Source organism: Brachybacterium sp. NPDC056505 (genome assembly GCF_042794925.1).
GTDB classification, from domain to species: Bacteria; Actinomycetota; Actinomycetes; order Actinomycetales; family Dermabacteraceae; genus Brachybacterium; species Brachybacterium kimchii.
The window spans coordinates 139,702-164,897 of record NZ_JBHTSV010000003.1; the positions used below are offsets into that span (position 1 = coordinate 139,702).

General features: G+C 71.9%; 22 protein-coding genes and 1 other RNA gene. 12 read left to right on the top strand and 11 right to left on the bottom strand.

All coding sequences use genetic code 11. The features are described 5' to 3' along the window. The first annotated feature begins 30 nt into the window (after nt 1–30). Together lpdA and sucB are read left to right on the top strand one after the other, a co-directional pair. Nucleotides 31–1,434 (top strand): dihydrolipoyl dehydrogenase, encoded by a 1,404-nt coding sequence (gene lpdA, locus ACFQ53_RS03565; protein WP_377855421.1) that lies wholly within the window; start codon nt 31–33, stop codon nt 1,432–1,434. Nucleotides 1,435–1,457: 23 nt separating this feature from the next. After that, nucleotides 1,458–3,296 carry a 2-oxoglutarate dehydrogenase, E2 component, dihydrolipoamide succinyltransferase gene (sucB, locus tag ACFQ53_RS03570; protein WP_377855424.1) on the top strand — a complete coding sequence of 613 codons (1,839 nt, stop codon included), beginning with the start codon at nt 1,458–1,460 and terminating at the stop codon, nt 3,294–3,296. A gap of 115 nt (nt 3,297–3,411) precedes the next feature. Here sucB and ACFQ53_RS03575 read toward each other — a convergent pair whose 3' ends face one another. Further along, on the bottom strand, nt 3,412–4,923 hold the full coding sequence (locus tag ACFQ53_RS03575; protein ID WP_377855426.1) for a hypothetical protein: 1,512 nt from the start codon (nt 4,921–4,923) through the stop codon (nt 3,412–3,414). A 147-nt stretch (nt 4,924–5,070) separates the two neighbouring features. Between ACFQ53_RS03575 and lipB the strand changes: the two genes are divergently transcribed. From lipB to ACFQ53_RS03590, 3 genes are all read left to right on the top strand, one after another. Continuing rightward, nucleotides 5,071–5,769: a lipoyl(octanoyl) transferase LipB gene (lipB, locus tag ACFQ53_RS03580; RefSeq protein WP_377855429.1), complete on the top strand. Its 699-nt coding sequence runs from the start codon at nt 5,071–5,073 to the stop codon at nt 5,767–5,769. Nucleotides 5,770–5,830: 61 nt separating this feature from the next. After that, on the top strand, nt 5,831–6,853 hold the full coding sequence (gene lipA, locus ACFQ53_RS03585) for a lipoyl synthase (RefSeq protein ID WP_249480135.1): 1,023 nt from the start codon (nt 5,831–5,833) through the stop codon (nt 6,851–6,853). Between the two features lie 20 nt (nt 6,854–6,873). Next, nucleotides 6,874–7,608 (top strand): DUF4191 domain-containing protein, encoded by a 735-nt coding sequence (locus tag ACFQ53_RS03590; protein ID WP_377855432.1) that lies wholly within the window; start codon nt 6,874–6,876, stop codon nt 7,606–7,608. 446 nt (nt 7,609–8,054) lie between these two features. On the opposite strand, the gene ACFQ53_RS03595 is transcribed toward ACFQ53_RS03590, so the two are convergent. After that, nucleotides 8,055–8,489, bottom strand: coding sequence for an RDD family protein (locus tag ACFQ53_RS03595; protein WP_377855435.1), 435 nt, complete (start codon nt 8,487–8,489; stop codon nt 8,055–8,057). A 315-nt stretch (nt 8,490–8,804) separates the two neighbouring features. Here ACFQ53_RS03595 and glnA point away from each other — a divergent pair, with 315 nt between their 5' ends. The 3 genes from glnA (at nt 8,805) to ACFQ53_RS03610 (ending at nt 12,258) form a co-directional block, all read left to right on the top strand. Further along, nucleotides 8,805–10,235: a type I glutamate--ammonia ligase gene (gene glnA / locus ACFQ53_RS03600; RefSeq protein WP_377855438.1), complete on the top strand. Its 1,431-nt coding sequence runs from the start codon at nt 8,805–8,807 to the stop codon at nt 10,233–10,235. Between the two features lie 116 nt (nt 10,236–10,351). Then, nucleotides 10,352–11,638 (top strand): sensor histidine kinase, encoded by a 1,287-nt coding sequence (locus ACFQ53_RS03605; protein WP_377855441.1) that lies wholly within the window; start codon nt 10,352–10,354, stop codon nt 11,636–11,638. Continuing rightward, the gene (locus ACFQ53_RS03610; RefSeq protein ID WP_249480131.1) at nt 11,635–12,258 is read left to right on the top strand and encodes a response regulator transcription factor; all 624 of its coding nucleotides are present in this window, start codon (nt 11,635–11,637) and stop codon (nt 12,256–12,258) included. The genes ACFQ53_RS03605 and ACFQ53_RS03610 overlap by 4 nt, the downstream gene beginning before the upstream one ends. A 46-nt stretch (nt 12,259–12,304) precedes the next feature. Here ACFQ53_RS03610 and ACFQ53_RS03615 read toward each other — a convergent pair whose 3' ends face one another. The 4 genes from ACFQ53_RS03615 to ACFQ53_RS03630 form a co-directional block, all read right to left on the bottom strand. Next, entirely contained in the window at nt 12,305–13,231 is a 927-nt protein-coding gene (locus tag ACFQ53_RS03615) for a PD-(D/E)XK nuclease family protein (RefSeq protein WP_377855445.1), read from the bottom strand. Between the two features lie 154 nt (nt 13,232–13,385). Then, nucleotides 13,386–16,523 carry a bifunctional [glutamine synthetase] adenylyltransferase/[glutamine synthetase]-adenylyl-L-tyrosine phosphorylase gene (locus ACFQ53_RS03620; RefSeq protein WP_377855447.1) on the bottom strand — a complete coding sequence of 1,046 codons (3,138 nt, stop codon included), beginning with the start codon at nt 16,521–16,523 and terminating at the stop codon, nt 13,386–13,388. Further along, complete coding sequence (locus ACFQ53_RS03625) at nt 16,520–17,857, bottom strand: glutamine synthetase family protein (protein ID WP_249480128.1); 1,338 nt, start codon at nt 17,855–17,857, stop codon at nt 16,520–16,522. Before ACFQ53_RS03625 ends, ACFQ53_RS03620 begins: the two co-directional genes overlap by 4 nt. A 138-nt stretch (nt 17,858–17,995) precedes the next feature. Continuing rightward, nucleotides 17,996–18,658 carry a hypothetical protein gene (locus ACFQ53_RS03630; RefSeq protein WP_377855450.1) on the bottom strand — a complete coding sequence of 221 codons (663 nt, stop codon included), beginning with the start codon at nt 18,656–18,658 and terminating at the stop codon, nt 17,996–17,998. A 262-nt stretch (nt 18,659–18,920) separates the two neighbouring features. On the opposite strand from ACFQ53_RS03630, the gene panB reads away from it, so the two are divergent. Next, nucleotides 18,921–19,739, top strand: coding sequence for a 3-methyl-2-oxobutanoate hydroxymethyltransferase (gene panB / locus ACFQ53_RS03635; protein ID WP_377855648.1), 819 nt, complete (start codon nt 18,921–18,923; stop codon nt 19,737–19,739). A 33-nt stretch (nt 19,740–19,772) separates the two neighbouring features. Here the strand turns inward: panB and ACFQ53_RS03640 are convergent, their stop codons facing one another. Then, nucleotides 19,773–19,955, bottom strand: coding sequence for an SPOR domain-containing protein (locus tag ACFQ53_RS03640; RefSeq protein WP_377855453.1), 183 nt, complete (start codon nt 19,953–19,955; stop codon nt 19,773–19,775). Between the two features lie 37 nt (nt 19,956–19,992). Between ACFQ53_RS03640 and map the strand changes: the two genes are divergently transcribed. Both map and ppgK read left to right on the top strand, forming a co-directional pair. Then, the gene (gene map / locus ACFQ53_RS03645) at nt 19,993–20,880 is read left to right on the top strand and encodes a type I methionyl aminopeptidase (protein ID WP_377855456.1); all 888 of its coding nucleotides are present in this window, start codon (nt 19,993–19,995) and stop codon (nt 20,878–20,880) included. A 173-nt stretch (nt 20,881–21,053) separates the two neighbouring features. After that, nucleotides 21,054–21,833: a polyphosphate--glucose phosphotransferase gene (gene ppgK / locus ACFQ53_RS03650; RefSeq protein ID WP_377855459.1), complete on the top strand. Its 780-nt coding sequence runs from the start codon at nt 21,054–21,056 to the stop codon at nt 21,831–21,833. Between the two features lie 56 nt (nt 21,834–21,889). Here the strand turns inward: ppgK and rnpB are convergent. Continuing rightward, an RNA gene (gene rnpB / locus ACFQ53_RS03655) (RNase P RNA component class A) lies at nt 21,890–22,267 on the bottom strand. Nucleotides 22,268–22,361: 94 nt separating this feature from the next. Between rnpB and yaaA the strand changes: the two genes are divergently transcribed. After that, nucleotides 22,362–23,135, top strand: a complete 774-nt coding sequence (gene yaaA, locus ACFQ53_RS03660; protein ID WP_377855462.1) for a peroxide stress protein YaaA — start codon at nt 22,362–22,364, stop codon at nt 23,133–23,135. A gap of 64 nt (nt 23,136–23,199) precedes the next feature. Here the strand turns inward: yaaA and ACFQ53_RS03665 are convergent, their stop codons facing one another. The 3 genes from ACFQ53_RS03665 to sufU are packed head-to-tail and all read right to left on the bottom strand — an operon-like array spanning nt 23,200 to nt 25,188. Next, a complete protein-coding gene (locus tag ACFQ53_RS03665) occupies nt 23,200–23,775 on the bottom strand; it encodes an AAA family ATPase (RefSeq protein ID WP_377855464.1) in 576 nt (191 codons plus the stop codon). A 4-nt stretch (nt 23,776–23,779) separates the two neighbouring features. Continuing rightward, on the bottom strand, nt 23,780–24,724 hold the full coding sequence (locus tag ACFQ53_RS03670) for a Nif3-like dinuclear metal center hexameric protein (protein WP_377855467.1): 945 nt from the start codon (nt 24,722–24,724) through the stop codon (nt 23,780–23,782). Beyond that, nucleotides 24,721–25,188 carry a Fe-S cluster assembly sulfur transfer protein SufU gene (sufU, locus tag ACFQ53_RS03675; protein WP_377855470.1) on the bottom strand — a complete coding sequence of 156 codons (468 nt, stop codon included), beginning with the start codon at nt 25,186–25,188 and terminating at the stop codon, nt 24,721–24,723. Before sufU ends, ACFQ53_RS03670 begins: the two co-directional genes overlap by 4 nt. Nucleotides 25,189–25,196 lie beyond the last annotated feature (8 nt).

Sequence of the window (25,196 nt, forward strand, 5' to 3'; positions counted from 1 at the left end):
CCGGTTCGGACGACCCGAGGGAGCTCACCGGTGACGGAATCACCCACTGACCAGTTCGACATCGTCATCCTCGGAGGCGGCAGCGGCGGCTATGCGGCCGCGCTGCGCGGCGCGGAGCTCGGCAAGAGCGTCGCGCTCGTCGAGAAGGACAAGCTCGGCGGCACCTGCCTGCACCGCGGCTGCGTGCCCACCAAGGCCCTCTTGCACGTCGGCGAGGTCGCCGACAACGCCAAGGAGGGCGGCACCTTCGGTCTCGACATCGACGTCAAGGGCGTGGACGTCCCGCAGATGCTCGGCTTCAAGGACAAGGTCATCGGCCGCCTGTACAAGGGCCTCCAGGGCCTCGTGAAGAGCCGCAAGGTCGAGTACGTCGAGGGCTTCGGCCGCCTCACCGGTCCGAAGACCATCACGGTCGAGACCGAGAACGGCACCCGCACTCTAACCGGCGAGAACATCGTGCTCGCCTCCGGGTCCTACTCCAAGTCGCTTCCCGGCCTCGAGCTCGGCGGGCGCGTGCTGGACTCCGAGGCGGCGCTGCGGCTGCCCGAGATCCCGAAGAACCCGATCATCCTGGGCGGCGGCGTGATCGGCGTCGAGTTCGCCTCGGTGTGGAAGTCCCTCGGGGCCGAGTCCGTGACGATCGTGGAGGGCCTCCCCCACCTCGCCGCCAACGAGGACGAGTCGCTCTCCAAGGCCCTCGAGCGCGCCTTCAAGAAGCGCGGCATCGCCTTCTCGCTCGGCATCTTCTTCGAGAAGTGCGAGCAGACCGACACCGGCGTGAAGGTCACCCTGGCGGACGGCACCGTCTACGAGGGCGACTACCTCCTGGTGGCCGTCGGCCGCGGGCCCAGCACCAAGGACCTCGGCTACGAGGAGCAGGGCATCGAGATGGACCGCGGCTTCGTGCTCGCGAACAAGGAGACCCTCGAGACGAACGTCCCCGGCGTCTTCGCCGTCGGCGACATCGTGCCCGGCCTCCAGCTCGCCCACCGCGGCTTCCAGCAGGGCATCTTCGTGGCCGAGCGCATCGCCGGCCTGAACCCCGCCCCGATCATCGAGTCCGGCATCCCGCGCGTGACCTACTGCGAGCCGCAGCTGGGGTCCGTCGGGCTCTCCGAGAAGCAGGCCAAGGAGGAGTTCGGCGACGAGGGCGTCGAGACCTACGAGTACGGCCTCGGCGGCAACGGCAAGTCCCAGATCCTGGGAACGACGGGCTTCGTCAAGCTCGTCCGGGAGAAGGACGGCCCGGTCGTGGGCGTCCACATGATCGGCACCAACATGTCCGAGCAGATCGGTGAGGCGCAGCTCATCGTCAACTGGGAGGCCTACCCCGAGGACGTCGCCTCCCTCATCCACGCCCACCCGACGCAGAACGAGGCACTGGGCGAGGCGCATCTCGCGCTCGCCGGCAAGCCTCTGCACGCCCACGCCTGAGCCGCCCCCAGGAGGAGAAGAACATGTCCGAAACCGTGAAGATGCCGGCACTCGGCGAGTCCGTCACCGAGGGCACCGTCACCCGGTGGCTCAAGTCCGTCGGTGACACCGTCGAGGTCGACGAGCCCCTGCTCGAGGTCTCGACCGACAAGGTCGACACCGAGATCCCCTCCCCCGTCTCGGGGACGATCGAGAAGATCCTGGTCGAGGAGGACGAGGACGCCGAGGTCGGCGCCGATCTCGTCCTGATCGGCGCCGGCTCGGGCTCCGGCGACTCCGACTCCGGGGACTCGGGTGCGAGCGAGGACGCGTCGCAGGACGGCGGTGAGGACCTCGGCTCCGACGAGACCGCCGCCCCCTCGACCGAGCAGTCCGCCTCCGAGCAGCCCGCCTCCTTCGACGACTCCGACTCCTCCCAGGACGAGGGCTCGGCGGGTGCGGCCCCGGCGGGCGGCTCCGCGAGCGGCACCGAGGTCTCCATGCCCGCGCTCGGCGAGTCCGTCACCGAGGGCACCGTCACCCGCTGGCTCAAGTCGGTCGGCGACAGCATCGACGAGGACGAGCCGCTGCTCGAGGTCTCGACCGACAAGGTCGACACCGAGATCCCCTCGCCCGTCGGCGGCACGCTGCTCGAGATCCGCGTCCAGGAGGACGAGGACGCCGAGGTCGGCTCCGTGATCGCCGTCATCGGCGACGCCTCCGGCGCCTCCTCCGCCCCGGCCGCCCCGGCGGCCGCTCCCCAGGAGGAGCCCGCGCAGAAGGCGGCGGAGGAGCCTGCGGAGAAGGCAGAGCCGAAGCCCGAGGAGAAGGCGGAGTCGAAGCCCGCTGAGAAGGCTCCCGAGTCCGCCCCGGCACCCAATGCCGCGCCCGCCGCGTCGTCGAGCCCGGCCCCGAAGGCCGCTGACGCCGTCTCCGGCGCCGAGGCCTCCGGGTACGTGACGCCCCTCGTGCGGAAGATGGCGGCCGATGCGGGCGTCGACCTGTCCACGGTGACCGGCTCCGGTCTCGGCGGCCGCATCCGCAAGCAGGACGTCCAGAAGGCGATCGACGAGCAGAAGGCGGCGTCCGCCCCGGCCGCGGCGCCCGCCGCCGCTCCGGCGTCGGCGGCCCCGTCCGGCCAGGCTCCCAAGGTCGAGGTCTCCCCGCTGCGCGGCACCGAGGAGAAGATGTCGCGTCTGCGCAAGATCGTCGCCTCGCGGATGGTCGAGTCCCTGCAGACGCAGGCGCAGCTGACCACGGCGGTCGAGGTCGACATGACCCGCATCGCGAAGCTGCGCACGCAGGCCAAGGACTCCTTCGCCCAGCGCGAGGGCGCCAAGCTGACCTTCCTGCCGTTCATCATGCAGGCGGCCGTCGAGGCGCTGAAGACGTACCCGAAGCTGAACGCGGAGATCGACGGCGACGTCATCAAGTACCACGGCTCCGAGAACATCGGCATGGCCGCGGACACCGATCGCGGACTCGTGGTCCCGGTCATCAAGAACGCCGGCGACCTGAACCTAGCGGGCCTCGCGCGCCAGATCGGCGAGCTGGGGTCGAAGGCCAAGGGCAACAAGCTCGGTCCGGACGACCTTCAGGGCGCGACCTTCACGATCACGAACACCGGCTCCGGCGGCGCCCTGTTCGACACCCCGATCGTGCCGAACCCGCAGGTCGGCATCCTGGGCTGCGGCACCATCGTCAAGCGTCCCGCGGTGATCACCACCGAGGAGGGCGACGAGGTGATCGCCGTCCGTTCGATGATGTACCTGTTCCTCTCCTACGACCACCGCCTGGTCGACGGCGGGGACGCGGCGCGCTTCCTGTCCTTCATGAAGCAGCGCCTCGAGGGCGGGGCCTTCGGGTCCGAGCTCGGCCTGTGACGGTCTGATCCGCTGCGGCTGATCCGCCGCAGCGCACCGCACCGCGAGAGCCCGGCACCGTGATCGGTGCCGGGCTCTCGCGCGTCTCGGGGCGTTCCTGCCGGGCGCTCGCGGACTAGGCCTCGACGGGGCCTGCGGCGCGCACCCGCCAGCTGCCGTCCTCGCGGACGAGGTCGAGGACGACCTCCCGCTCACCGGCCGCAGGCCGGACCACGACCGCGCCGTCGCTCGTGGTGAGCCGCAGCTCGCCCTGGTCGAGCGTGGCCCGGACACGCGCGGTCCCGTCCTGTTCGTCGAGCTGCTCGATCTGCGCGCTCGTCACCGCCGGCCCCTCCCCCTCCACCTCGACGTCCTGGTAGGCGCCGCGCAGGGCCTCGTCCTGCGCGGCGGCGGGACTGCCCTGGGCGCACACGGTCGTCTCCGCCCGTCCCGTCACGTAGCGGTGGCGGCCGAGTGCGAGCTCCTGCACGAGCGCACGGGGGTCCTCGACCCCGGTCGCCTCCGCCACGGGCGCATCGGCGGGGGCGTAGGAGGCCGTGTCGGAGGACGCCGAGGTCTCGGTCGCCATCGGAGTCTCGGACGGCACCGGGGACGCGACGGGTGCCGGAGCGTCGCGGTGGACCAGTGCGGTGCCGACTGCTGTCGCGCCGCCTCCGAGCACGAGCACGGCGGCAGCGGCCACGAGCACCATGCCGCGCCGCGGAACCCACCAGCGCGGGCGCCGATGGCGGGTGGGACCGCTCCGTCCGCGGGCCGGGCGCCGCCCGCGGAGGGATCTCGGCGAGAGGCCCCGTGGTGCAGGGTCACGGGCCTCCGGGCCGAGGATCCCCTCGTCGGACACGAAGGCCTGCGTCGGGTCCGTGCCGCGTGCGAGACGCGCCCGCCACCCCTCGGACCACGCCGGGGGCGGGGCAGGGACGGGAGGGTCCGGAGCGGACGGGGACGCAGGAGACGAAGGAACGGGCACGGGAGGAGAAGGGGATGCGGCGGGCGCGGGCGCCGGCGAAGCGGTCTCCTTCGCGGCGTGGGCCGTCGTGTGTCCTGGGAGCGTGTCGAGCCGCCTGCGCAGCGTGCGTCCCTGATCCTCGAGCACGGAATCGAGCCAGTGCTGGTCCTGCATGCGGGCGCCCACCGATCCCTCGCGCCGCAGTGCGCGCAGGTCCGAGATCACCACCGTGCCGTCGGGCCTCGCCCCCAGTCCCGCGCCGGGCGCGAGGCCGACCACCCAGCCGCGCGCATGCAGTGCGCTCACGAGGCCTTCGAGGTCCTCGCGGGCATCGTGCAGCGCATGCCGCTCGAGCGTGGGCGGTGTCGACTCCTCGGGCTGGGCCCGGCGCCTGCCGCCGCCCAGGCGCAGCGGAGCATGCGGCTCCAGGAGCAGCCCGGCCGGGTCCTCGCCCCGCAGCCGCGGCGCCGCCCTCACCCCGTCCGCCCCGAGGGCGTCCAGAAGGCGCGCGACGTCGCGCAGATGCGCCCTCTCCTCGCGCGTGGTGGCACGCACCCGGCACCATCGCCTCCCGTCCCGCTCGACCAGCAGCACCTCCTGGTCGCCGTGCGAGGACACGACGGCGAGCACGGCCTCGGACGGCTCCTCGCCGCCGACCTCGGGCTCCTCATGCGCAGTCATGGGCACAGTGAACACCTGCGCGTGGCCCGCCCCTCCCCGTCATCCACAATCCGCAGGCAGCGGGGCGGGGGCACGGTCCCCGGAGCCGCGCAGGGCGGGTCCTGGACGCGTCCGTCGGCCGGTCCCCTCGGCGGTACGCTGGAGGGCGTGCTCGACGTCATCCGCCTCGGTTTCAGCGAAGACCTCCCCGGAGGGGACCAGCACGACGAGTTCGGGCTCCCCCCGGGCCCCGTCGAGTACCACGCCGCCTGGGACGTGCAGAGGCAGGTCCACGCCGATGTCGTGGCCGGGCGTCGGCCGAACTCGCTGATCCTGCTCGAGCACCAGAGCGTCTTCACCGCCGGCAAGCTCACGTCCGAGAACGAGCGCCCCCGCGACGGCGCCCCCGTGGTCGACATCGATCGCGGCGGCAAGATCACCTGGCACGGCCCCCAGCAGCTCGTCGGATACCCGATCGTCACCCTCCCCGCGCCGATCGACGTCGTCGGCTTCGTGAGGGCGCTCGAGCAGGCGCTCATCGGCGTGGCCGCGGCGTTCTCGCTCGAGACGGCGCCGGTCGAGGGCCGCAGCGGCGTCTGGGTGGTCCGCGAGGGGGAGGAGGACCGCAAGCTCGCAGCGATCGGCATGCGCGTCTCCAAGCGCACGACCATGCACGGCTTCGCCCTGAACTGCGCGAACGACCTCTCCTGGGCCGAGAACGTCATCCCCTGCGGGATCGACGACGCCGGGGTGACGAGCCTGAGTGCGGAGCTCGGCCGGAGGGTTCCGGTCGCCGAGGTCATCGACGTCGCCGAGGCCGCCATGACCGATCTCGTGGCGGAGCGCACGTCGGCGCGCTCACGCTGACGCGGCCGCGCGGCGCGCGCGCCACTAGACTGGACCGACACCGCGAACGGAGGAGGAACGCGTGACGATCGCTCCCGAGGGACGCCGTCTGCTCCGCGTCGAGGCACGCAACGCCGAGACCCCCATCGAGCGCAAGCCCGAGTGGATCAAGACCCGCGCCGTGATGGGCCCGGAGTACACCGCCATGAAGAAGCGGGTGCACGGCCGCGGCCTGCACACCGTGTGCGAGGAGGCGGGCTGTCCCAACATCTTCGAGTGCTGGGAGGACCGCGAGGCCTCGTTCCTCATCGGGGGTGATCGCTGCACGAGGCGCTGCGACTTCTGCGACATCGCGACGGGCAAGCCCGATCCGCTGGATCCGATGGAGCCCTTCAAGGTCGCCGAGTCCGTCAAGGAGATGGGCCTGCGCTACTCGACCATCACGGGCGTGGCCCGCGACGACCTGGCCGACGGCGCCGCCGGGCTGTTCGCCGAGACCTGCACGCAGGTGCACGCCCTGAACCCCGGCTGCGGGGTCGAGCTGCTGATCGACGACATCAAGGGCTCGGACACGGCGCTGCAGAAGGTCTTCGACGCGCGCCCCGAGGTCTTCGCGCACAACCTCGAGACCGTGCCGCGGATCTTCAAGCAGATCCGTCCGGCCTTCCGCTACGAGCGCAGCCTCTCGGTGCTCTCGATGGCGAAGTCGGCCGGCATGATCACGAAGTCGAACCTGATCCTCGGCATGGGCGAGACGCCCGACGAGGTCGTCGACTCCCTGCAGAGCCTGCACGACGCCGGCTGCGACATCATCACGATCACGCAGTACCTGCGCCCCTCGAAGCTGCACCACCCCATCGACCGCTGGCTCAAGCCCCAGGAGTTCGTCGAGCTCTCCGAGATGGCCGAGGAGATGGGATTCCTCGGCGTCATGGCGGGGCCGATGGTGCGCTCCTCGTACCGCTCGGGCCGACTGTGGGCGCAGGCGATGAAGAAGCTCGGCCGCGAGATCCCCGAGAACCTCCGGCACCTCGACCAGGACACCCCCGCCCGGCAGGAGGCGGCGAGCGTGGTCGCTCGCATGTCCGCCGCGCAGGCGGGCTGACACCTCATTTAGGAAGAACCATGGCACGCACCAAGGACACGGACGCCACCGCGGCGAAGCCCAAGAAGCAGGGCCGCATCAAGCAGATGGTGGAGGTCTTCAAGGTCACCCAGGAGGCCGACCGCTCGACCCTGCCCTGGATGATCGGCGCGCTGGTCGTCTCGATCCTCGTGCTGACGATCCTCAGCAAGCTCATCCTGGGCATGGTCTGGTACGGGATCTTCCTGGGCATCGCCGTGGGTCTGCTCGCCGCGATGTTCATCCTCGCGCGCAAGGCGGAGTCCGCCGCGTTCAACCGGATCAAGGGCCAGTCCGGCGCCCCGCTCGCGGCCATGCAGTCCATCCGCCGCGGCTGGAACGTCGAGGAGGAGCCCGTGCAGATGGACCCGCGCTCGCAGAAGATGATCTTCCGCGCCTCCGGCCGCGCAGGCGTCGCGATCGTCGCCGAGGACGGCTCGGGCCCCTCGATGCGGATGCTCGAGAAGGAGACCCGTCGGGTCAAGCGCGTGCTGAACAACGAGCCGATCCCGATCCATCGGATCGTCGTGGGCGACGGCGAGGACCAGACCCCGCTGCACAAGCTCCCCTCGTACCTGACGCGCATGAAGAAGACGCTCACCAAGGACGAGTCCGCTGCCGTGGGCAAGCGCCTCGCGGCCCTCACGCCCTCGCTGCGCACCGCGGTCCCCAAGGGCATCGATCCCACGCGCACCCGCGGCATGAGCAAGAAGGCCATGATGCGCGGAGGGCGCTGAGCCCTCCCGCCCCAGCGCTCACGTCCGAGCGCGTCCCGCGACCACCCGGCGCCCCCGCCGCCCTGCCGTCCACGACGGCACGGACGGCGGGGGCGTTCGCGTGCCGTGAGGGAGCGAGAGGCCGTGAACGCCGTGCCGCGTCGTCCGCCGGGCCCGTCGTGATCGGCTCGCGCCGAGGCCGTTACCGTTCCGTGATATTCGTTATCCAAACGTGATCTGAATGGAAGTGCAGGTCAGAGCATTGATTCCGACGGCTGGTGGACAGCGAGGGGGCCGGGTCGCGAGTGTCGGGAGGACCGCGCCGAGCGCGTGAGGGCGGGGTGAACGGAGGACGGCTGCGCCCTCCCCCGTCCTCGCCGGTGCCGTGACGGACACGCGGGCGTCCACGCCGGTTGCGCGGCATCGCGGTCGCGCCCCCGGGTCGGCACCGGGGGTCGAAGGCTCTGTCAGGCGCGGACGACGGCCGTCGCCGCGGCGACGTCGTGCAGGGGCTGGCGATCGCGGTTCCAGATGATCCCCGGGATCACCAGGAGCAGCAGCGCGGTCCGCAGGAGGGAGCGCACGAGGATCGGCATCCGGCCCGCGGCCGGCGTGACGCGCACGCGCATGACGAGCTGACCGACGGTGAGGCCGAACAGGCTGATGAGCAGGATGTTCTCCGCAGCGAAGAGGGCCAGCGTGGCCATCGGCGCGCCCTTCGCGGTGAACTGCGAGATCAGCAGGCACAGCCCCCAGTCGATCAGCAGCGAGAGCACGCGGCGACCGAACGGCGCGACCGATCCCGAGCCCTCGGCCGGAAGCCCCAGACGGGAGCCGGGGACGTACTCGGCATCCACCGGCGGGCCCTCGAGCCAGGCACCCAGATCCTTGCGTTCGATCACCGCCCCAGCCTACTGAACCCATCTCCGACGGCGGCGCGCGCATGCGCTCGCGAGTCCGTGAGAGCGGCCACGGGGACCGCTGCGAGGGCGCATCGACCCGTCCGCAGGGCCGGTCGGCCGCTGTGCCGACGCCGCTCCGCGGCGCCGTCGGGTCCTCCGGCGGGCGCGGGGACCTCTCGGGCGCGCGTCCTAGACTTCGGGGAGCAGGGTCGCGGTCCGCCGCGATCCAGGACGGCGGTCAGCACCGCGCGCGTCGTCCGGTGACCGCCCCCAGGGGTTCAGCAGCGCATGCGGGAGCATGCGGATGGAGGAGACGTGTTCAGCAATCCCAGTGAGGCCATCAAGTTCATCGAGGAGGAGGGCGTCGAGTTCGTCGACATCCGCTTCTGCGACCTCCCCGGTGTGATGCAGCACTTCAACGTGCCGGCGAGCACCTTCGACCAGGACGCCATCGCGACCGGCCAGCTCTTCGACGGCTCGTCGATCCGCGGCTTCCAGGCGATCCACGAGTCGGACATGAAGCTCGTGCCGGATCTCGACACCGCGTACGTGGATCCCTTCCGCGAGCGCAAGACGCTCGTCATCAACTTCTCGATCGTCGACCCGTTCACCGATGAGCCGTACTCGCGCGACCCGCGCACCGTCGCCACCAAGGCCGAGGAGTACATGCGCTCCACGGGCATCGCCGACACAGCGTTCTTCGCGGCCGAGGCGGAGTTCTACATCTTCGACGACATCCGCTTCAAGACCGAGATGCAGGGCGCGGGCTACCACATCGACTCGGACGAGGCCTCGTGGAACTCCGACCGCGACGAGTCGGACTTCGGCGGCAACCAGGGCTACAAGACCCGCGTCAAGGGCGGGTACTTCCCGGTCTCCCCCAACGACCAGATGGCGGACCTGCGCGACGAGATGGTCGTGCGCCTGCACGAGGTCGGCCTGAACGTCGAGCGCGCGCACCACGAGGTGGGCACCGCCGGCCAGCAGGAGGTCAACTACACCTTCGACACGCTGCGCAAGGCCGCGGACGACGTCATGAAGTTCAAGTACGTCATCAAGAACTCGGCCTGGGAGAACGGCAAGACCGCCACCTTCATGCCCAAGCCCCTGTTCGGCGACAACGGCTCGGGCATGCACACCCACCAGTCGCTGTGGAAGGACGGCGAGCCGCTGTTCTACGACGAGCGCGGCTACGGCGGCCTCTCGGACCTCGCCCGCTGGTACATCGGCGGCCTCATCGAGCACGCCCCCTCGCTCGTGGCCTTCACCAACCCCACGGTGAACTCCTTCAAGCGTCTGGTGCCCGGCTTCGAGGCGCCCGTGAACATGGTCTACTCGGCGCGCAACCGCTCGGCCGCGATCCGCATCCCGGTGACCGGCACCTCCCCGAAGGCGAAGCGCCTGGAGTTCCGCGCGCCCGACCCGTCGGCGAACCCGTACCTGTCCTTCGCCGCGCAGCTGATGGCGGGCCTGGACGGCATCCGCAACCGCATCGAGCCGCCGGAGCCGATCGACAAGGACCTCTACGAGCTGCCCCCGGAGGAGCACGCGCAGATCAAGCAGCTGCCCGAGTCCCTCGGCGCCGCCCTGGACGCCCTCGAGGCGGATCACGAGTACCTCACCGAGGGCGACGTGTTCCCCCAGGACCTCATCGAGACCTGGATCAGCTACAAGCGCGAGAACGAGATCGACCCGTTCCGCTTCCGCCCGCACCCCTTCGAGTTCGAGCTCTACTACGACATCTGAGCCGACCCCTGCGGTGATCTGACGAACCGGCCCTCGACCTGCGGTGACGCGTGTCGGGGGCCGGTTCGTCACGTCCGGGTGCGATGAGCGGGGCGTGCACTGGATACGATCGTTGCATGCCCGAGCGCGCCCTGCCCTCACACACCCCGTACGCGCTCGCCCTGCGCTGGCTCGTGCACGTGCTGCTCTACCTGCTCGTGGTGGTCGTCGCCCTGCGCACCCTGGGCGATCTGCCCTCCGCGAGCGCCCTGGCCCGCCTGGTGCTGCTGATCGTGCTCGTGAGCGTCTACTCGATCGGGGCTCGCCGGACCGCCGGACGCGGCGCCGACCACCGCGGATCGTGGCGCGCGCTCGGCCATCTCCTGCCCGCGGTCCTCGCCTGGGCCGCGTGCCTCGCCCTCACCCCCGATGCGACGTGGATCGCCTTCGGACTCGACTTCGCCGTCCTCTATGCGCTGCCGCTCGCCGGCGGGATCGTGGGCCTCGTCCTGGTCACGGCGATCGCCGTCGGAGGCTTCGCCGCCTGGCAGGGCGCACTTCCGGTCGCGGGCGTCGTGGGCCCGGTGATCGGCGCCCTCGTGGCACTCGCGGTGGTGCTCGCGGTGCGCGCCCTCCAGGAGGAGATCGACGAGCGGACCCGCCTCGCGCGCGATCTCCTCGCCGCGCAGGAGGATCTCGCGCGCACCCAGCGCGAGGCGGCCCGTGCGGAGGAGCGCACGCGCATCGCCCGCGAGCTGCACGACACCGTCGCGCAGTCGGCGCTGTCCATCCAGATGCTGCTGGACGCCTCGCGCACCGCGCTCGAGGGCGGTGACTCCCCCACTGCCCTCGGACACCTGGGCGAGGCCCGGAGGACGGCCGCGCTCACGAGCCGGCAGACCCGCTCCTTCGTCGACCAGGAGGCGGCCGACGAGCGCGAGGGCATGGGCCTCGAGGAGCGCCTGCGCGCCGTGATCGATGAGACGGCGCCCGCGGCAGGAGCCTCTCCCGTCGTCTCCCTCCGCTGCGAGCTCGACCCCGGGACGCCGGGCCTCGTGCCGGAGCGCACGGCGAGCGGCCTCGAGCGGATCCTGCGCTCGCTGCTGGGCAACGTCCTCCAGCACGCCGATGCCGCCCGCGCCGTCGCGACGCTCTCCGTGCAGGACGGCGACCTGGTCCTCGACGTGGTCGACGACGGCGTGGGGATGGCGCCGGGGAGTCCCGAGGGAGCCGCCGAGGGCTTCGGGCTGCGCACGGTGAGGGCGCGCGCCCGGGCGCTCGGAGGCGCCATGGCCCTCGAGAGCGCTCCCGGTGAGGGGACGGCGGTGCAGGTCCGCGTGCCGCTCGGCGCACCGCCGACGCGCGCAGGTGCAGCCGACGGGCACGACGAGCGGACGACGAACGAGGAGGGAGAGCAGCGATGATCCGGATCCTGGTGGCCGACGACCACGCGATCGTCCGCCGCGGCCTGGTCTGGGTGCTCGACGCGCACGAGGACCTGCAGGTGGTCGCCGAGGCCGACTCCCCCGAGGCCGCCCGTGACCGTGCCCGGCGCGGTGACGTCGACGTGGTGCTCCTGGACCTGCAGTTCACGACGAGCCGTCTGCGCGGCAGCGCCGTGATCCCCGATCTGCGGGCGGTGGAGGACCCGCCCGCCGTCGTCGTGCTCACCACCTACGACAACGACCAGGACGTGCTCGAGGCGATGGAGGCGGGAGCCTCCGGCTACCTGCTCAAGGACTCCTCGCCCGAGGAGCTGGCGACCGCGGTGCGGCGCGCCGCGCTCGGCTCCCGGGTGGTCGACGAGCGGGTGCGCTCCCGCCTGGACCCCACGGGGCCCGAGGCGCTCAGCGAGAGGGAGCGGGAGGTGCTGCTGCTGGTGGCCGCGGGCCGCACGAACGCGCAGATCGCCGCCGAGATGTTCCTGTCCCAGGCGACGGTCAAGACGCACCTCGTGCACGTCTTCGACAAGCTCGGGGCGGGCAGCCGCACCGACGCGGTCGCCAGAGCGCGGGCGCGAGGGATCCTGCGGCCCGACGGCTGAGCGGGGGTGAGGGGAGACCGCCGGCCGCCGACCGGGCGCGGGCGGATCAGCCGAGGGCGTCGATCCCGCCGAGCCCGCCCTTGGACTTCAGCAGCGAGACCAGCAGCTGCTGGGGCTGGCTGCAGGTCTCGAGGACGCAGTCGTCGGCCTCGAAGGCCCAGATGCGGCGCAGCGCCGTGAAGGCCTCGAACTCCTCGGGGCCCGTCTTCAGCGGGACGACGGAGTATCCGCCGGCCTCGGGGAGATGGATGATGAACGCACCCGTGAGCTCGGGCATCTCGCGCACGGTGCCGTCCTCGTCGAGCAGCGCCTCGGCGTTGACGACGGCGACGCCCTGCAGCGCGTAGTCACCGCGCACCTTCTTCGAGGTCTTGATGTCGCCGCTCAGCAGTGCGCCGCCGACCCGGACGATGCAGTCCGTGGTGCCCGCGTAGCCCACGGTGTGGTTGACGACCGTCTGCTCGACCTCGACGAACTCGGGCTGGAACTCCTCGAGGAACCTCCCGTAGCCGTCCAGGCGCACTGCCGCGCGCGCGAGGAGGTTCTCGGCGCTGGGCTCCCTCGCGAAGGCGCCGTCCTCACGGCGCATGTCCTCGGCGATCGCGGAGACCTGGTCTGGCGTCGGCCGCTCACCGGCGCGTCCCCATTCCTCGCAGGCGGCATGCACGAGGGTGCCGAACTCGGAGGCGATGCGGGTGTGCTCCTCGGCCGCCGCGGCGATGCGCTTCTGCGTGGCCCAGCGATCGCGCGAGACCCGGGAGATCTCGGAGGCGGCGCGATCGGGGTTGCGGTCCAGCCAGGCGTACATGTCCAGCGCCCGCTTGGAGGCCATGGTCGCGTACCAGCCCTGCAGATGGTCCTTCGCGCGCATCCCGGCGACCGTGGTGATCGAGGGATAGACCGGCTTGCCGTCCGGCTCGATGCGGTACATGCGCCCGCGTGCGGTCTGCTCGCTCAGCTTGGGTGTGGTCATGGCTCCTCGGAGGGACGACGGACGGGACGGCCCTGCTCAGCGTACGGCGATCGGCCGCCTGCGGGCGGGACGCTGTGGACGGGCGAGCGGCGGATGTGTGCTCGCTCTCCGTGCGCGCCCCGTCCCGCTCGCGATCCCGACGGGACGGGTCCGATCAGTCGCCGTCCCCGAAGATGATCTCCTCGGCGACCGTGCGCGCGTGGCGGGTCGCGCGCAGGTAGTTCTCCTCGAGCTCGGAGGCGCTCCCCTCGTCGCCGTCCACGAGCACGGCGACCGCGTACAGGTCGATGCGGTCGGCGGGCAGCACGTCGCCCTCGCGGCCGCGCCACAGGAAGATCGCGCGGCGCATCTGCCAGGCGAGCGTCCAGGCCACCGTGAGGTCCTCCTGCTGCCGCGGGGTGAGCAGCTCCGCGTGCCGGGCCTCCTCGAGGATCCGCAGGGTGGTGGTGCTGCGCAGCTCGGGGACGTCGTGCGCGTGCTCGAGCACGAGCAGCTGGGCGACCCACTCGACGTCGGTCATGCTGCCGCGGCCGAGCTTCAGATGGCGGGCCGGATCCGTGCCGCGGGGCAGGCGCTCGGACTCCACGCGCGCCTTCATGGTCGCGATCTCCCTGCGGGCCGGTTCTCCGAGGCCGCCGCGGGGATAGCGGTGGAGGTCCATGGCGGCCTCGATCTGCTCCTGCAGATCCCGCGAGGCGACCACGACGCGCGCGCGCACGAGGGCTTGCTTCTCCCAGGTCAGGGCGTCGCGCCGGTAGTAGTCGCGCCAGGCGTCGAGGCTGCGGGCGAGCAGTCCGTTGCGCCCCTCGGGGCGCAGGTCGGCGTTGACCTTCATGTCCGCGCCCGCCGAGGGTGCGTTGAGGATCCGCTGCACCTGGGTCGCGATCGCGACCGCGATCGTGCCCGCCTGCTCCCCCGCGCCGCGGTCGACGAAGACGAACTGGACGTCGGCGTCGGAGGCGTAGCCCATCTCCCGGGCCCCGAAGCTGCCCATCGCCACGAGGGCCATCTCCACGCCGAGCGCCCGCGAGGGGTCCGAGCGCCGCTCGCGCAGGTCGCGGGCGCTGAGCTCGAGGTCGTCGCGCACGGGGGCGACGTCCTCGCCGATCGCCCCGCGCTCGCGCGCGACCGCGTGGTAGGAGACCAGGAGGCCCGCCTCGAGGACGGCCTCGGCGAGGTCGGTGAGGCCGCGGGCGGCGGCGCGCGCGTCGAGCAGGCCCAGCAGGTGCGCCATGGAGATCCGCAGCAGCTCGCGCAGTCGGGCGCGTCGCAGCAGGTCCTGCGCGGATTCGATCGAGTCGACGCGGCGGATGACGGCGAGGAACTCCTCGTGCAGCTTCTCGCGGCTCAGCGGCCGCAGGGTGTCGTCGCGGCCCAGCCACCGCACGGCTTCGGGGACCTTCTCGAGCTGCTCGCCGACGAACCGGGAGCTCGAGAGCACGCGGGTCAGGCGCCGGGCGGCGACGCCGCTGTCGCGCAGCAGGGCGAGATACCAGTGCGCGGAGCCGATGGTGTCGGACAGCCGCCGGAAGGCGAGCAGGCCCAGGTCGGGATCGATGCCGTCGGCGAACCATTCGAGCAGCGCCGGCAGCAGCTGGCGCTGGATCGCGGCGCGCCGGGAGATGCCCTCGGTGAGCGCCCGGATGTGGTCCACGGCCCGGCGCGGGTCCCGGTAGCCGATCGCCGCGAGCCGCGCCCGCGCGGACTCGGCCGAGAGCCGCACCTCGTCGTCGCTGAGCTGCGAGGAGGTCAGCAGCAGCGGCCGGTAGAAGATCTCCTCGTGCAGCTGGCGGACGCGACGCCGGGTGCGCTCGTAGACGCCCCGGAAGTCCTGCGGCGCGATGTGGACGCTGCGCGCGAGGCGCCGCAGGTCGGCCTCCGCCGTGGGCAGCACCTGGGTGCGGCGCATCCGATGCAGCTGCAGACGGTGCTCGACGGTGCGCAGGAAGCGGTACGCGCCGTCGAGCTCGACGACGTGGCGACGCGAGATGTAGCCGCCCGCGCCCAGGCGCTCGAGGGCCGGCAGGGTGCCGCGCACGTGCAGGGACTCGTCGGTGCGCCCGTGGACCATCTGCAGGAGCTGCACGGTGAACTCGACGTCGCGCAGCCCCCCCGGGCCGAGCTTGATGTTGCGGTCGGCCTCCGCGTGCGGGATGTGGGCGATGACCCGTCGGCGCATGGCGCGGCTGTCCTCGACGAAGCCGTCGCGGGTGGCGGCCTGCCAGATCCAGGGCTCGACCATCTCCTCGAAGGCGCGGCCGAGCTCCGCGTCGCCGGCGACGAAGCGTGCCTTCAGCAGGGCCTGGAACTCCCAGGACTCCGCCCAGCGCTGGTAGTACCGGCGGTAGGAGTCCAGGGAGCGCACGAGCTCGCCGTCCTTGCCCTCGGGCCGCAGGTTCGCATCGACCTGCCACAGGGACCCCTCGCCGGTGCGGTCCGCGCACACCCGGGCGAGTTCGCGACAGAGTGCGGAGCCGACGGCGGTCATGGTGCGCTCGTCGACGTCCTCGGCGGCGGGCGCCGCGACGTAGACGACGTCCACGTCGGAGATGAAGTTCAGCTCGCGGGCCCCGGTCTTGCCCATCGCGAGGACCGCGAGGCGCACCGACTCCTGGTCGTCGACGGCCGTGCGGGCGATCGCGAGCGCGGCCTCGAGGGACGCCCCCGCGAGGTCGGCGAGGGAGGCGGAGACGAAGGGCTGGATGGCGACGGGGTCGGGCGCGGTGACGTCGGCCGCGGCGATCTGCAGGAGCCGCTCGTGGTAGGCGATGCGCAGGGCGTCGCGGCCCTCGCGGCCGCTGAGCGAGGCGAGCGGGATCTCGGCGCCCGCGACGGCGCCGACCGCGCCGAGCATGCGCGCGCGGACGTCCGCCGCGTCGAGCGTCAGCGTGTCCTCTTCGCTGTGCAGGGCGACGGCCCGATCGGGGTGGCGGGTGAGGAAGTCGCCGAGTGCCGCCGAGGTGCCCAGCACCCGGATCAGCCGCTCCCCCGGGCCGCCGCGCTCCCCGACGCTGCCGAGCAGCTCGCCGAGCTCCCGCTCGCGGCCCGCCTCGAGGGAGGCCTCCGCGAAGCGGAGCAGGCCGAGGACGGCCTCGTCGGGATCGGGGACGCGGCCGATGGCCTCCGCCGCCCGGGGGCCGAGGCCCGCGAGAGCGGGCTCGGCGAGGAAGCGCTGGACGCGGTCGGTGCGGGTGAAGCCGAGGCGCGCGAGCGCTCCGGTCGTGCTCGGCGGCTCGGCCGACGAGGACGCGGCCGACGGCGAGGGGGACGGGGACGGGGGTTGCGGGGTCATCCTGCGAAGAAGGAGGTCTCGAGCTCCCGCGAGGTGACCTGTTCGCGGTAGCGCCGCCACTCGTCGTGCTTGTTGCGCAGGAAGAACTCGAAGACCTGCTCGCCGAGGGTCTCCGCCATCAGCTCGCTGCTCTCGAAGACCTCGAGCGCGCGGTACAGGTCGGTGGGCAACGGCTCGATGCCCATCGTGCGGCGCTCGCGGTCGGTGAGCTCCCAGACGGTGTCCTCCGCGCCCTCCGGCAGCTCGTACTCGTCCTCGACGCCCTTCATGCCCGCGGCGAAGAGCACGGCGAAGGCCAGGTAGGGGTTGCACGACGAGTCGGTGCCGCGGAACTCGACGCGCGAGCTGGTGCCCTTGGTGGGCTTGTGGAACGGCACGCGCACCAGCGCCGAACGGTTGTTGTGCCCCCAGGTGATGAAGCTCGGCGCCTCCTGCGCGCCCCACAGGCGCTTGTAGGAGTTCACGAACTGGTTCGTGACGGCGCAGTACTCGGAGGCGTGCCGCAGCAGACCGGCGATGAACTGGCGGCCCGTGCGCGAGAGGCCGTACTCGGCGCCGGGCTCATGGAAGGCGTTGCGGCCGCCCTGGAACATCGAGAGATGTGTGTGCATGCCCGAGCCGGGATGCTCGATCATCGGCTTCGGCATGAAGGTCGCGACCTGGTCCATGCCCAGGGCGACCTCCTTGACCACGGTGCGGAAGCTGAGGATGTTGTCCGCCGTGGTGAGCGCGTCGGCGTAGCGCAGGTCGATCTCGTTCTGCCCGGGCCCGTTCTCGTGGTGGGAGAACTCGACCTGGATGTTCATCTGCTCGAGGTATTTGATGACCGTGCGGCGGAAGTCCTGGCCCTGCCCCTTGTGGACGTGGTCGAAGTAGCCGGCGTTGTCGACGGGCTGCAGCGGGCGACCCGGCGCCCACGGCTCCTTGAACAGGTAGAACTCGATCTCGGGGTGCGCGTAGAGGTCGAGTCCCTGGGCCGCGGCCCGGTCGGCGACCTGTCGCAGCACGCGCCGCGGGTCCGACGCCGCGGGCTCGCCGTCGGGCGTGAGGACGTCGCACATCATCCTGCCGGTGCCCTCGACCTCGCCGCGCCACGGCAGCATCTGGAAGGTCGCGGGGTCCGGACGCAGCAGCATGTCGGACTCGTAGGCCCGGGTGAAGCCCTCGATCGTGGAGCCGTCGATGCCGATGCCCTCGTCGAAGGCGGTCTCGAGGTCCTCCGGCGAGATCGCGATGGACTTCAGCGTCCCCACCACGTCGCAGAACCAGAGGCGAATGAACCGCACGTCCTTCTCGGCGACCGTGCGCAGGACAGCATCGTGGTGGCGTTCCATGGGTCCAGTGTGCCGCATGGGTGCGCTCCGGCGGCCCGTCCCACGTGGCAGTGGAACCGTGCGGGCGCGCAGACGACGAGAGGGGCGGGCACCGCGCGGTGCCCGCCCCTCTCGTGGTGAGGCTCTCGAGGCTCAGCCTCAGGAGTCCATCCCCGTCTGCAGCAGATCGATGCGGAACTCGCCGTCGTCGTCGCGGGCCATGTAGAGCTTCTGGTCCCCGGCGCCGCTGACGGTCACGACGATCGTGTCGCTGCCCTTGGGCGTGGTCTTGAAGTCGACCTGGTCGATGTACTTGGCGATGTCATCCGGGTAGCTGCCCGATGCCTGCTTCAGGGTGCTCGCACACGTGTCGTCGGTGAGCCCCATGGAGTCTTCCTTCTTGACGTACTTGCACGCCTTCTCGTAGTCGTCGTCGTCCATGGCGACGTAGAAGCTCTTGAGGTTCTTGACGGCGGCCTTCTCGTCGCTCTTCGTGATCTCCTTGCCGGAGGAGTCGTCGGAGGAGGAATCGTCCGAGGCGCTCGAATCATCGCTCGCCGAGTCGTCCGAGGCGGAGGAGTCGTCGGAGGTCGAGGAGTCGTCCGCGGCCTCGTCCGAGCTGGTGTCGTCGGCGGCCGACGAGTCCTCGTCGCTGCTGCTGTCGGAGTCCGTGGGCTCCCCGGCCTTCACCTTGCCACCGCCGTCGTCGCCTGACGCGTCGTCGGAGCTGCTGCCGCCGCACGCGGCGAGCGAGAGCGCCAGCGCGAGCGAGCCGGTCCCCACGGCGAGGCCCTTGGCGATTCCTCGGATCCTGGTCTTCATCGTTCTACCCCTCGTGATTCGGTGAGTGCCGGCCACGGACGTGGCCGCCGAGTGACTGAATACTTGCATGGACCCTGGGAGCCCGCCATGGGGAGAAGTGCCCATGGGACGGGGCACCGGACGTCGGCCCTGCGAGCAGGTCGCACCGGCGCCCGCCGCAGAGCCCCGCGGCGGCTAGGCTGGGACGGCCCTGCCGCCGCCGGCAGGCCCCGCATCCGTCGCCGCCCCGTGGAGGATCCCCGTGAACACGTCTGCCGTCCCGATGCCCTCCGAGCGGTCCCCCCGCCCCGCGAAGGTGCGCCTGCGCCATCTGCAGGAGGCGAAGGAGGCGGGACGCACGTTCTCGATGCTCACCTCGTACGACGCGCTCAGCGCGCAGGTCTTCGAGGAGTCCGGGATCGACGTGCTGCTGGTGGGCGACTCCGCGGGCACCACTGTGCTGGGCTATGACTCGACCGTGCACACCACCCACCAGGACATGCTGACATTCACCGGCGCCGTCTCCCGTGCGGTGCGTCGCCCCCTGGTGGTCGCGGACCTCGCGTTCGGCACCTACCAGGTCGACGCCGCCGAGGCCGTGCGCCACGGCGTGGAGCTCCTGCGCGCGGGCGCCGAGGCCGTGAAGCTCGAGGGTGGGGCCGCGCGCGCCGACACCGTCCGCGCGCTGGTCGACGCCGGGATCCCGGTCATGGGCCACCTGGGCTTCACGCCCCAGTCGGTCAACGCCCTCTCCGGGCACCGCGTGCAGGGTCGCGATCACGCCGCCGCGGACAGCCTCGCCGAGGACGCCCGTGCCCTGCAGGAGGCGGGCGCCTTCGCGGTCGTCCTCGAGCTCGTGCCCAGCGAGGTCGCCGGACGCATCACCGAGTTCCTCGAGATCCCCACGATCGGGATCGGCGCCGGCCCCGACTGCGACGGGCAGGTGCTCGTGTGGCAGGACATGGCGGGTCTCTCCGGGTTCGAGGGCCGCTTCGTCCGCCGCTTCGCCGATCTGCGCGGCGAGCTGCTGCGCGCGGCGAGCGACTACCGCACCGCCGTCGAGAGCAGGGAGTACCCCACGGCCGAGCACTCCTTCGAGTGAGCTCCTCGCTCGGGTGACGGCCGTGGGGACGCCTCACTCCTCGTCCCAGTCCTCGTCCTCGCCCTCCCAGGCCTCGTTCCTCTGGGCGGCGGTCCTCAGCGCGGACGACGCCTTCTCGCGGGTCGCGTAGGGACCCATGAGCTCGCTGCCCGAGGACTGCTTGCCCTCCTCGACCTCGCCGGTGTCCATGTTGTAGTAGAACTCGCTCTGGCTCATCGACTGCTCCTGACGTGTGCGGTGAGAGACTGCCCCCATGACTGTAGAGCAGCGATGGATCCGTCCGGAGGGCCGCGAGGTCCTGGTCCCCGGGAGGGTGGGGCCCTCGCGGGCGGTGCCGGCCTCGATCGAGCGTCCGGAGTACGTGGGCAAGGACGAGGCGGTCTCCGATTCCGGCCCCCGCGTGCAGAGCCCGGAGATCATCGAGCGCATGCGCGAGCCCTCCCGGATCGCCGCTCTCGCGCTGCAGGCCGCGGGCGAGGCCGCCGTCCCCGGCGCCACGACCGACGACATCGACGCCGTCGTCCATGACGTCATGGTCTCCCACGGCGCCTACCCCTCGACGCTCGGCTACCTGGGCTTCCCGAAGTCCTGCTGCACGAGCCTCAACGAGGTCGTCTGCCACGGCATCCCCGACTCGACCGTCATGCAGTCCGGCGACATCCTCAACGTCGACGTCACCGCCTTCAAGAAGGGCGTGCACGGGGACACCAACGCCACCTTCCTCGTCGGCGAGGTCGATCCCCGCGTCGCCGAGCTCGTCGAGCGCAGCCAGGAGTCCATGATGCGCGGGATCCGCGCCGGCCGCGCCGGGAGGCAGGTCAACGTGATCGGCCGCGTGATCGAGAAGTACGTGGGCCGCTTCGGCTACGAGTCCGTGCACGACTTCACGGGCCACGGCGTCGCCGAGGGCTTCCACAACGGCCTGGTGATCCCCCACTACGACTCCGCGCCGATGTTCGACGACGTGATCGAGCAGCGCATGACCTTCACGGTCGAGCCGATGGTCACGCTCGGCTCCCAGGACTGGGAGCAGTGGGACGACGGCTGGACGGTGGTCACGAAGGACCGCTCCTTCACCGCCCAGTTCGAGCACACGCTCGTGATCACCGACGACGGCTACGAGCTGCTGACCGTCGTCTGACCACGCGCGGCACGGCATCTCGGCATCCGCCCCGCGCGTGTCCTGCACGCGGGCGATGTCCGGTTCATCCCGTCCGCTCTGTCACACTGTCCTCAGCTCGCGGGCACCGGCCCGGACGGAGCGCCATCGGAGGGCCCGCATTGCTCGGATCGCGGCCCGTGCGAGGAGAGATCATGAGCAAGGAAGCATTCGGCATCGACATCGGCGGCAGCGGCATCAAGGGCGCCCCGGTCAATCTCAAGAAGGGGAAGCTCGCCGACGACCGGCTGCGCATCCCCACCCCGCAGCCCTCGGTGCCCGACGCGGTCGCCGACACCGTCGCCCAGCTCATCGGCTCCTTCGACATCGACGAGGACATGCCGGTGGGCGTCACGTTCCCCGCCGTCATCCAGCACGGCGTCGCCAAGACCGCGGCGAACGTGGACGACTCCTGGATCGGCACCGACGTGGACGCGCTGCTCACCGAGCGCACGGGCCACGACGTCTTCGTGGTCAACGACGCCGACGCCGCCGGCATCGCCGAGATGGAGTTCGGGGCGGGCGCCGGCCAGAAGGGCGTCGTGCTGATGACCACGCTCGGCACGGGCGTGGGCAGTGCGCTGTTCAACGACGGCGAGCTCGTGCCGAACACCGAACTCGGCCACATCCTGTACAAGGGCGAGAGCTACGAGAAGTACATGGCCGACTCCGCGCGCGAGCGCAGCCACCTGAGCTGGGCGGAGTGGGCCGAAAGGCTGCAGGGCTACTACGAGCTGCTCGAGTTCCTGTTCACGCCCGACCTGATCATCGTCGGCGGCGGGGTCTCGAAGAAGCACGAGAAGTTCCTCCCGCTGCTGGACCTGGAGGCCCCGATCCTCCCCGCGGCGCTGCGCAACGAGGCCGGGATCATCGGCGCGGCCGTGCTCGCCCGCAAGGAGCGCAAGAAGGCCAAGAAGGGCAAGAAGAAGGACTGACCTGTATGTCCGAGGGAAGCAGCCGCACGGGGCATCCGTGCGGTGCGGCGCCGGGGCGGACCAGCCGGCCTGTAAGCCGGGTTCTGTGATCGGCAGTCATCCCTCTCGGATCGCCGTTGCCGACGACCTCCAGCGGCCTACCCGGGGACTCGGTCCGGCGACCTGCGTGCGTCCCCTGTCTGGCCTTGCTCCCGGTGGGGTTTACCGTGCCGGCCCTGTCACCAGGACCGCGGTGGTCTCTTGCACCACCCTTTCACCCTTACCGGCCCGCAGCACGAGGCTGCGGGCAGGCGGTCTGCTCTCTGTGGCACTGTCCCGCGGATCGCTCCGGGTGGGTGTTGCCCACCACCGTGCCAGAAGGAGCCCGGACTTTCCTCGGCTCCGCGGCGCATCCCGGAGGATGCGCACGAAGACGCGACTGCCCGGCCGACTGGTCCGCCCACGATCCTAATGCCCCGCGGGCACTGCCCTGCACCACGGGATCCGCCTCACCCCCACCACCCTCACCACCCCTGGAAGGACCGCCTGGTGCTCATCCTGCTGCCGCCGTCGGAGACCAAGACCCGACCGGAAGCATCCGCTCCTCCCCTGGCTCTCGACGAGCTCGCACATCCCCCGCTCCAGGTCCCTCGCGAGCGCATGCTGCGCGCCGCGCGCGCGACAGCTCGGGGGCGCACGGCCGCGGAGGACCTCGGCGTCCCCGCGAGCGCCCCGGATCTGGTCGAGCGCATGGCCTCGATCGACGAGGAGCCCGCGGCCGCCCCGCTCTCCGTCTACTCCGGGGTGCTCTTCGACCAGCTCGGCGACGCCCGTCCCGGCCCGGACCGTCGCGTGCTCGTACAGAGCGCTCTGCTGGGACTCGTCGACGCGGGAGCCGATCGGATCCCGGCCTACCGGCTCTCCGCCGGCTCTCGCGTGCACCGGCTCGGGAAAGCGTCCTCGTGGTGGCGCGCGCATCTCTCGCCGCTCGTGCCGGGCATCCTCGAGGAGGTCGCGGCCTCGCCCTCGCCCTTCGTGCTGGACTGCCGGTCCGGCTCCTATCGCACGATGATGCCGGTGAAGGCCCGTGCGGGGGTGCACGTCCTCGAGGTCGCGCCCGTGAAGGAGGCGGGCGGGAAGCGCACGGTGATCTCGCACGACGCCAAGCGCTTCCGCGGCCTGCTGACGCGCGCCCTGCTCGAGGATCCGCGGCCCCTGCCCGACGAGGATGCGCTCATCGCGTTCCTCCAGGAGGCCTTCGCCGGACGGCTCGGGATCGAGATCGAGGGCAGTCGTCTGGTGCTCGTGGACCGCGGGCAGTAGCGGCGGAGGCCGGAGCGGCTCGGGCCCGGCGATCGATCCGGGCGGTTCGATCGGGGCTGATCGCTCAGCGCCGCTCGGTGTCCCCTGCGAGGAGTGCGCGCACGGCATCGGCGGTCTCCTCGAGGTCGCCGCGCGCGTCGACGCTCTGCATCTGCGGTCGGGCGCCGCGCATCGCGTCGAGGGACGCGAGCAGGCGCTCGGCGTCCTCCGGGCCGACGAGGCGGGCGTTGACCGCCTGCTCCGGCCTCGCGGGGTCCGCCACACGGGCGGCCAGGCGCGCGGCGAGCGTGCGCTCGTCGACCTCCAGGAGGAGCTCCCGGAACTCGGCGCCCGCGCGGGCGGCCGCCGCCTCGAGCTGCTCGGGGAAGGCGGTGCGGGCGAGGTACTGGCCGAGGATCACGTCCTGCCCCGCACCGAGCTGGACGTCGATGAGGGCGAGCGCGAGCTCCCTGGCACGCATTCCTGAGGCCGCGGTGTCCTCCTCCCAGCCGCCGAGCGCGTGCTTGAGCTGGTCGACGTCCACGGCGAGGGTCAGCGGACGGTCCTCGGCGAGCAGCCGCGCGAGCGTCGACTTGCCGGCGCCGGGCGCTCCGTTGAGCAGGACGAGGCGGGGCGTGCGTCCGGGCGCGGCGGGAGGCATGGGCTCAGTGCGCCCGGCCGGTGGAGGCGCCGCGGGCGCTGGGCGCATCAGGGACGGCGGGGCCGGCGCGGCCGGTCCACGGGTCGGTGGAGAACTCGGAGATGCTCACGGCGATCCCCGGCATCGCGGCGGCGAGGAGCTCTCGGGCGAGCGGCAGCCACAGCGCCTCGCTCGCCGCGTGGGCGACGTCGATGAGGGCGGGCACCGCCCTCTCGTCGGCCGCAGACTCGAGGTGCTCGAGCGCCGGGTGATGGCGCAGGTCGGAGGTGATGAAGACGTCGGCGCCGCTCGCGGCCGCCGTCTCCAGCAGGGAGTCGCCGGCGCCCGGGCAGACGGCCGCGCGGCGCACGGGCCGCTGCGGGTCGCCCGTGAAGCGCACGCCCTGAGCGGTCGCCGGGACCAGGGCGGCGATGCGGTCGGCCAGGGAGGCGACGGTGCTCGCAGCCTCCGTCCCCGCCTCCCCCAGCGAGCCGACGACGCCGAGGCCGATGAGCTCCGAGCCGTGCGCGGCCTGTGCGGCCCCGCCCTCCGTCGGCCCCGCCGCGAGGGGCCGCACGTCCTCGAGGCCGAGCGCGCGGATCCAGGCGCCGACGGTGCCGAGGCTCGAGCGGTCGACGTTGGTGTGCCCGCACCACAGGGACATCCCGGCGCGGACGAGCTCGGCGACCGCCGCGCCCTTGCCGGTGTCTGAGGGCAGGAAGGACGCACCGCGCAGCAGCAGCGGGTGATGGGTCACCAGCAGCTGCGCGCCCGCTGCACGCGCCTCGCGCACGACGGCGACGGTCGGGTCGACGGCCAGGTGCACGCGGTCCACGGAGTGAGCCGGATCCCGGCGGTCGCCGACGACGAGCCCGGGACGGTCCCAGTCCTCCGCCCAGCGCAGCGGATAGGCGCCCTCGAGGACCTCGAGCACCTCGGCGAGGGTGGGGGCGGAGTCGCCGCCGTTCATGCGCGGGCCCCCTCGAGGGGCCCGCCGGCCTCGATGACCGCGGCGTGCAGTGCCTTCCAGGACATGAGGACGCACTTCACGCGGTTGGGGAACTTGGAGGCACCGACCAGGGCGACCGCATCGCCCAGCAGGTCCTCATCGCCCTCTTCGCGTCCGCGTGAGTGCATGACGGCGTCCATGTGCGCGGAGACGGGCTCGATCTCGTGCAGCGTCCGCCCGATCACGAGATCGCTCATCGTCGAGGCCGAGGCGCGGCTCATCGCGCAGCCGGTCGCGTCGTAGGAGACGTCCTCGATGCGAGGGTCCTCGGGGTCGCCCGCGAGGTGCACGCGCAGGGTGATCTCGTCCCCGCAGGTGGGGTTCACGTGATGCACCTCCGCCTCGTAGGGCTCGCGCAGGCCTGCGTGGAGGGGCCGCTTGTCGTGCTCGAAGACGATGTCGGTGTACAGGGAGGTGAGGTCCATGGGAGCTC

Excerpts from the sequence above, each read along its gene's own strand:
- sucB (WP_377855424.1), top strand. The coding sequence starts at position 1,458 with ATGTCCGAAACCGTGAAGATGCCGGCACTCGGCGAGTCCGTCACCGAG.
- ACFQ53_RS03575 (WP_377855426.1), bottom strand. The coding sequence starts at position 4,923 with ATGACTGCGCATGAGGAGCCCGAGGTCGGCGGCGAGGAGCCGTCCGAG.
- ACFQ53_RS03590 (WP_377855432.1), top strand. The coding sequence starts at position 6,874 with ATGGCACGCACCAAGGACACGGACGCCACCGCGGCGAAGCCCAAGAAG.
- ACFQ53_RS03605 (WP_377855441.1), top strand. The coding sequence starts at position 10,352 with ATGCCCGAGCGCGCCCTGCCCTCACACACCCCGTACGCGCTCGCCCTG.
- ACFQ53_RS03610 (WP_249480131.1), top strand. The coding sequence starts at position 11,635 with ATGATCCGGATCCTGGTGGCCGACGACCACGCGATCGTCCGCCGCGGC.
- ACFQ53_RS03615 (WP_377855445.1), bottom strand. The coding sequence starts at position 13,231 with ATGACCACACCCAAGCTGAGCGAGCAGACCGCACGCGGGCGCATGTAC.
- ACFQ53_RS03620 (WP_377855447.1), bottom strand. The coding sequence starts at position 16,523 with ATGACCCCGCAACCCCCGTCCCCGTCCCCCTCGCCGTCGGCCGCGTCC.
- ACFQ53_RS03625 (WP_249480128.1), bottom strand. The coding sequence starts at position 17,857 with ATGGAACGCCACCACGATGCTGTCCTGCGCACGGTCGCCGAGAAGGAC.
- ACFQ53_RS03630 (WP_377855450.1), bottom strand. The coding sequence starts at position 18,658 with ATGAAGACCAGGATCCGAGGAATCGCCAAGGGCCTCGCCGTGGGGACC.
- panB (WP_377855648.1), top strand. The coding sequence starts at position 18,921 with ATGCCCTCCGAGCGGTCCCCCCGCCCCGCGAAGGTGCGCCTGCGCCAT.
- ACFQ53_RS03640 (WP_377855453.1), bottom strand. The coding sequence starts at position 19,955 with ATGAGCCAGAGCGAGTTCTACTACAACATGGACACCGGCGAGGTCGAG.
- map (WP_377855456.1), top strand. The coding sequence starts at position 19,993 with ATGACTGTAGAGCAGCGATGGATCCGTCCGGAGGGCCGCGAGGTCCTG.
- ppgK (WP_377855459.1), top strand. The coding sequence starts at position 21,054 with ATGAGCAAGGAAGCATTCGGCATCGACATCGGCGGCAGCGGCATCAAG.
- ACFQ53_RS03665 (WP_377855464.1), bottom strand. The coding sequence starts at position 23,775 with ATGCCTCCCGCCGCGCCCGGACGCACGCCCCGCCTCGTCCTGCTCAAC.
- ACFQ53_RS03670 (WP_377855467.1), bottom strand. The coding sequence starts at position 24,724 with ATGAACGGCGGCGACTCCGCCCCCACCCTCGCCGAGGTGCTCGAGGTC.
- sufU (WP_377855470.1), bottom strand. The coding sequence starts at position 25,188 with ATGGACCTCACCTCCCTGTACACCGACATCGTCTTCGAGCACGACAAG.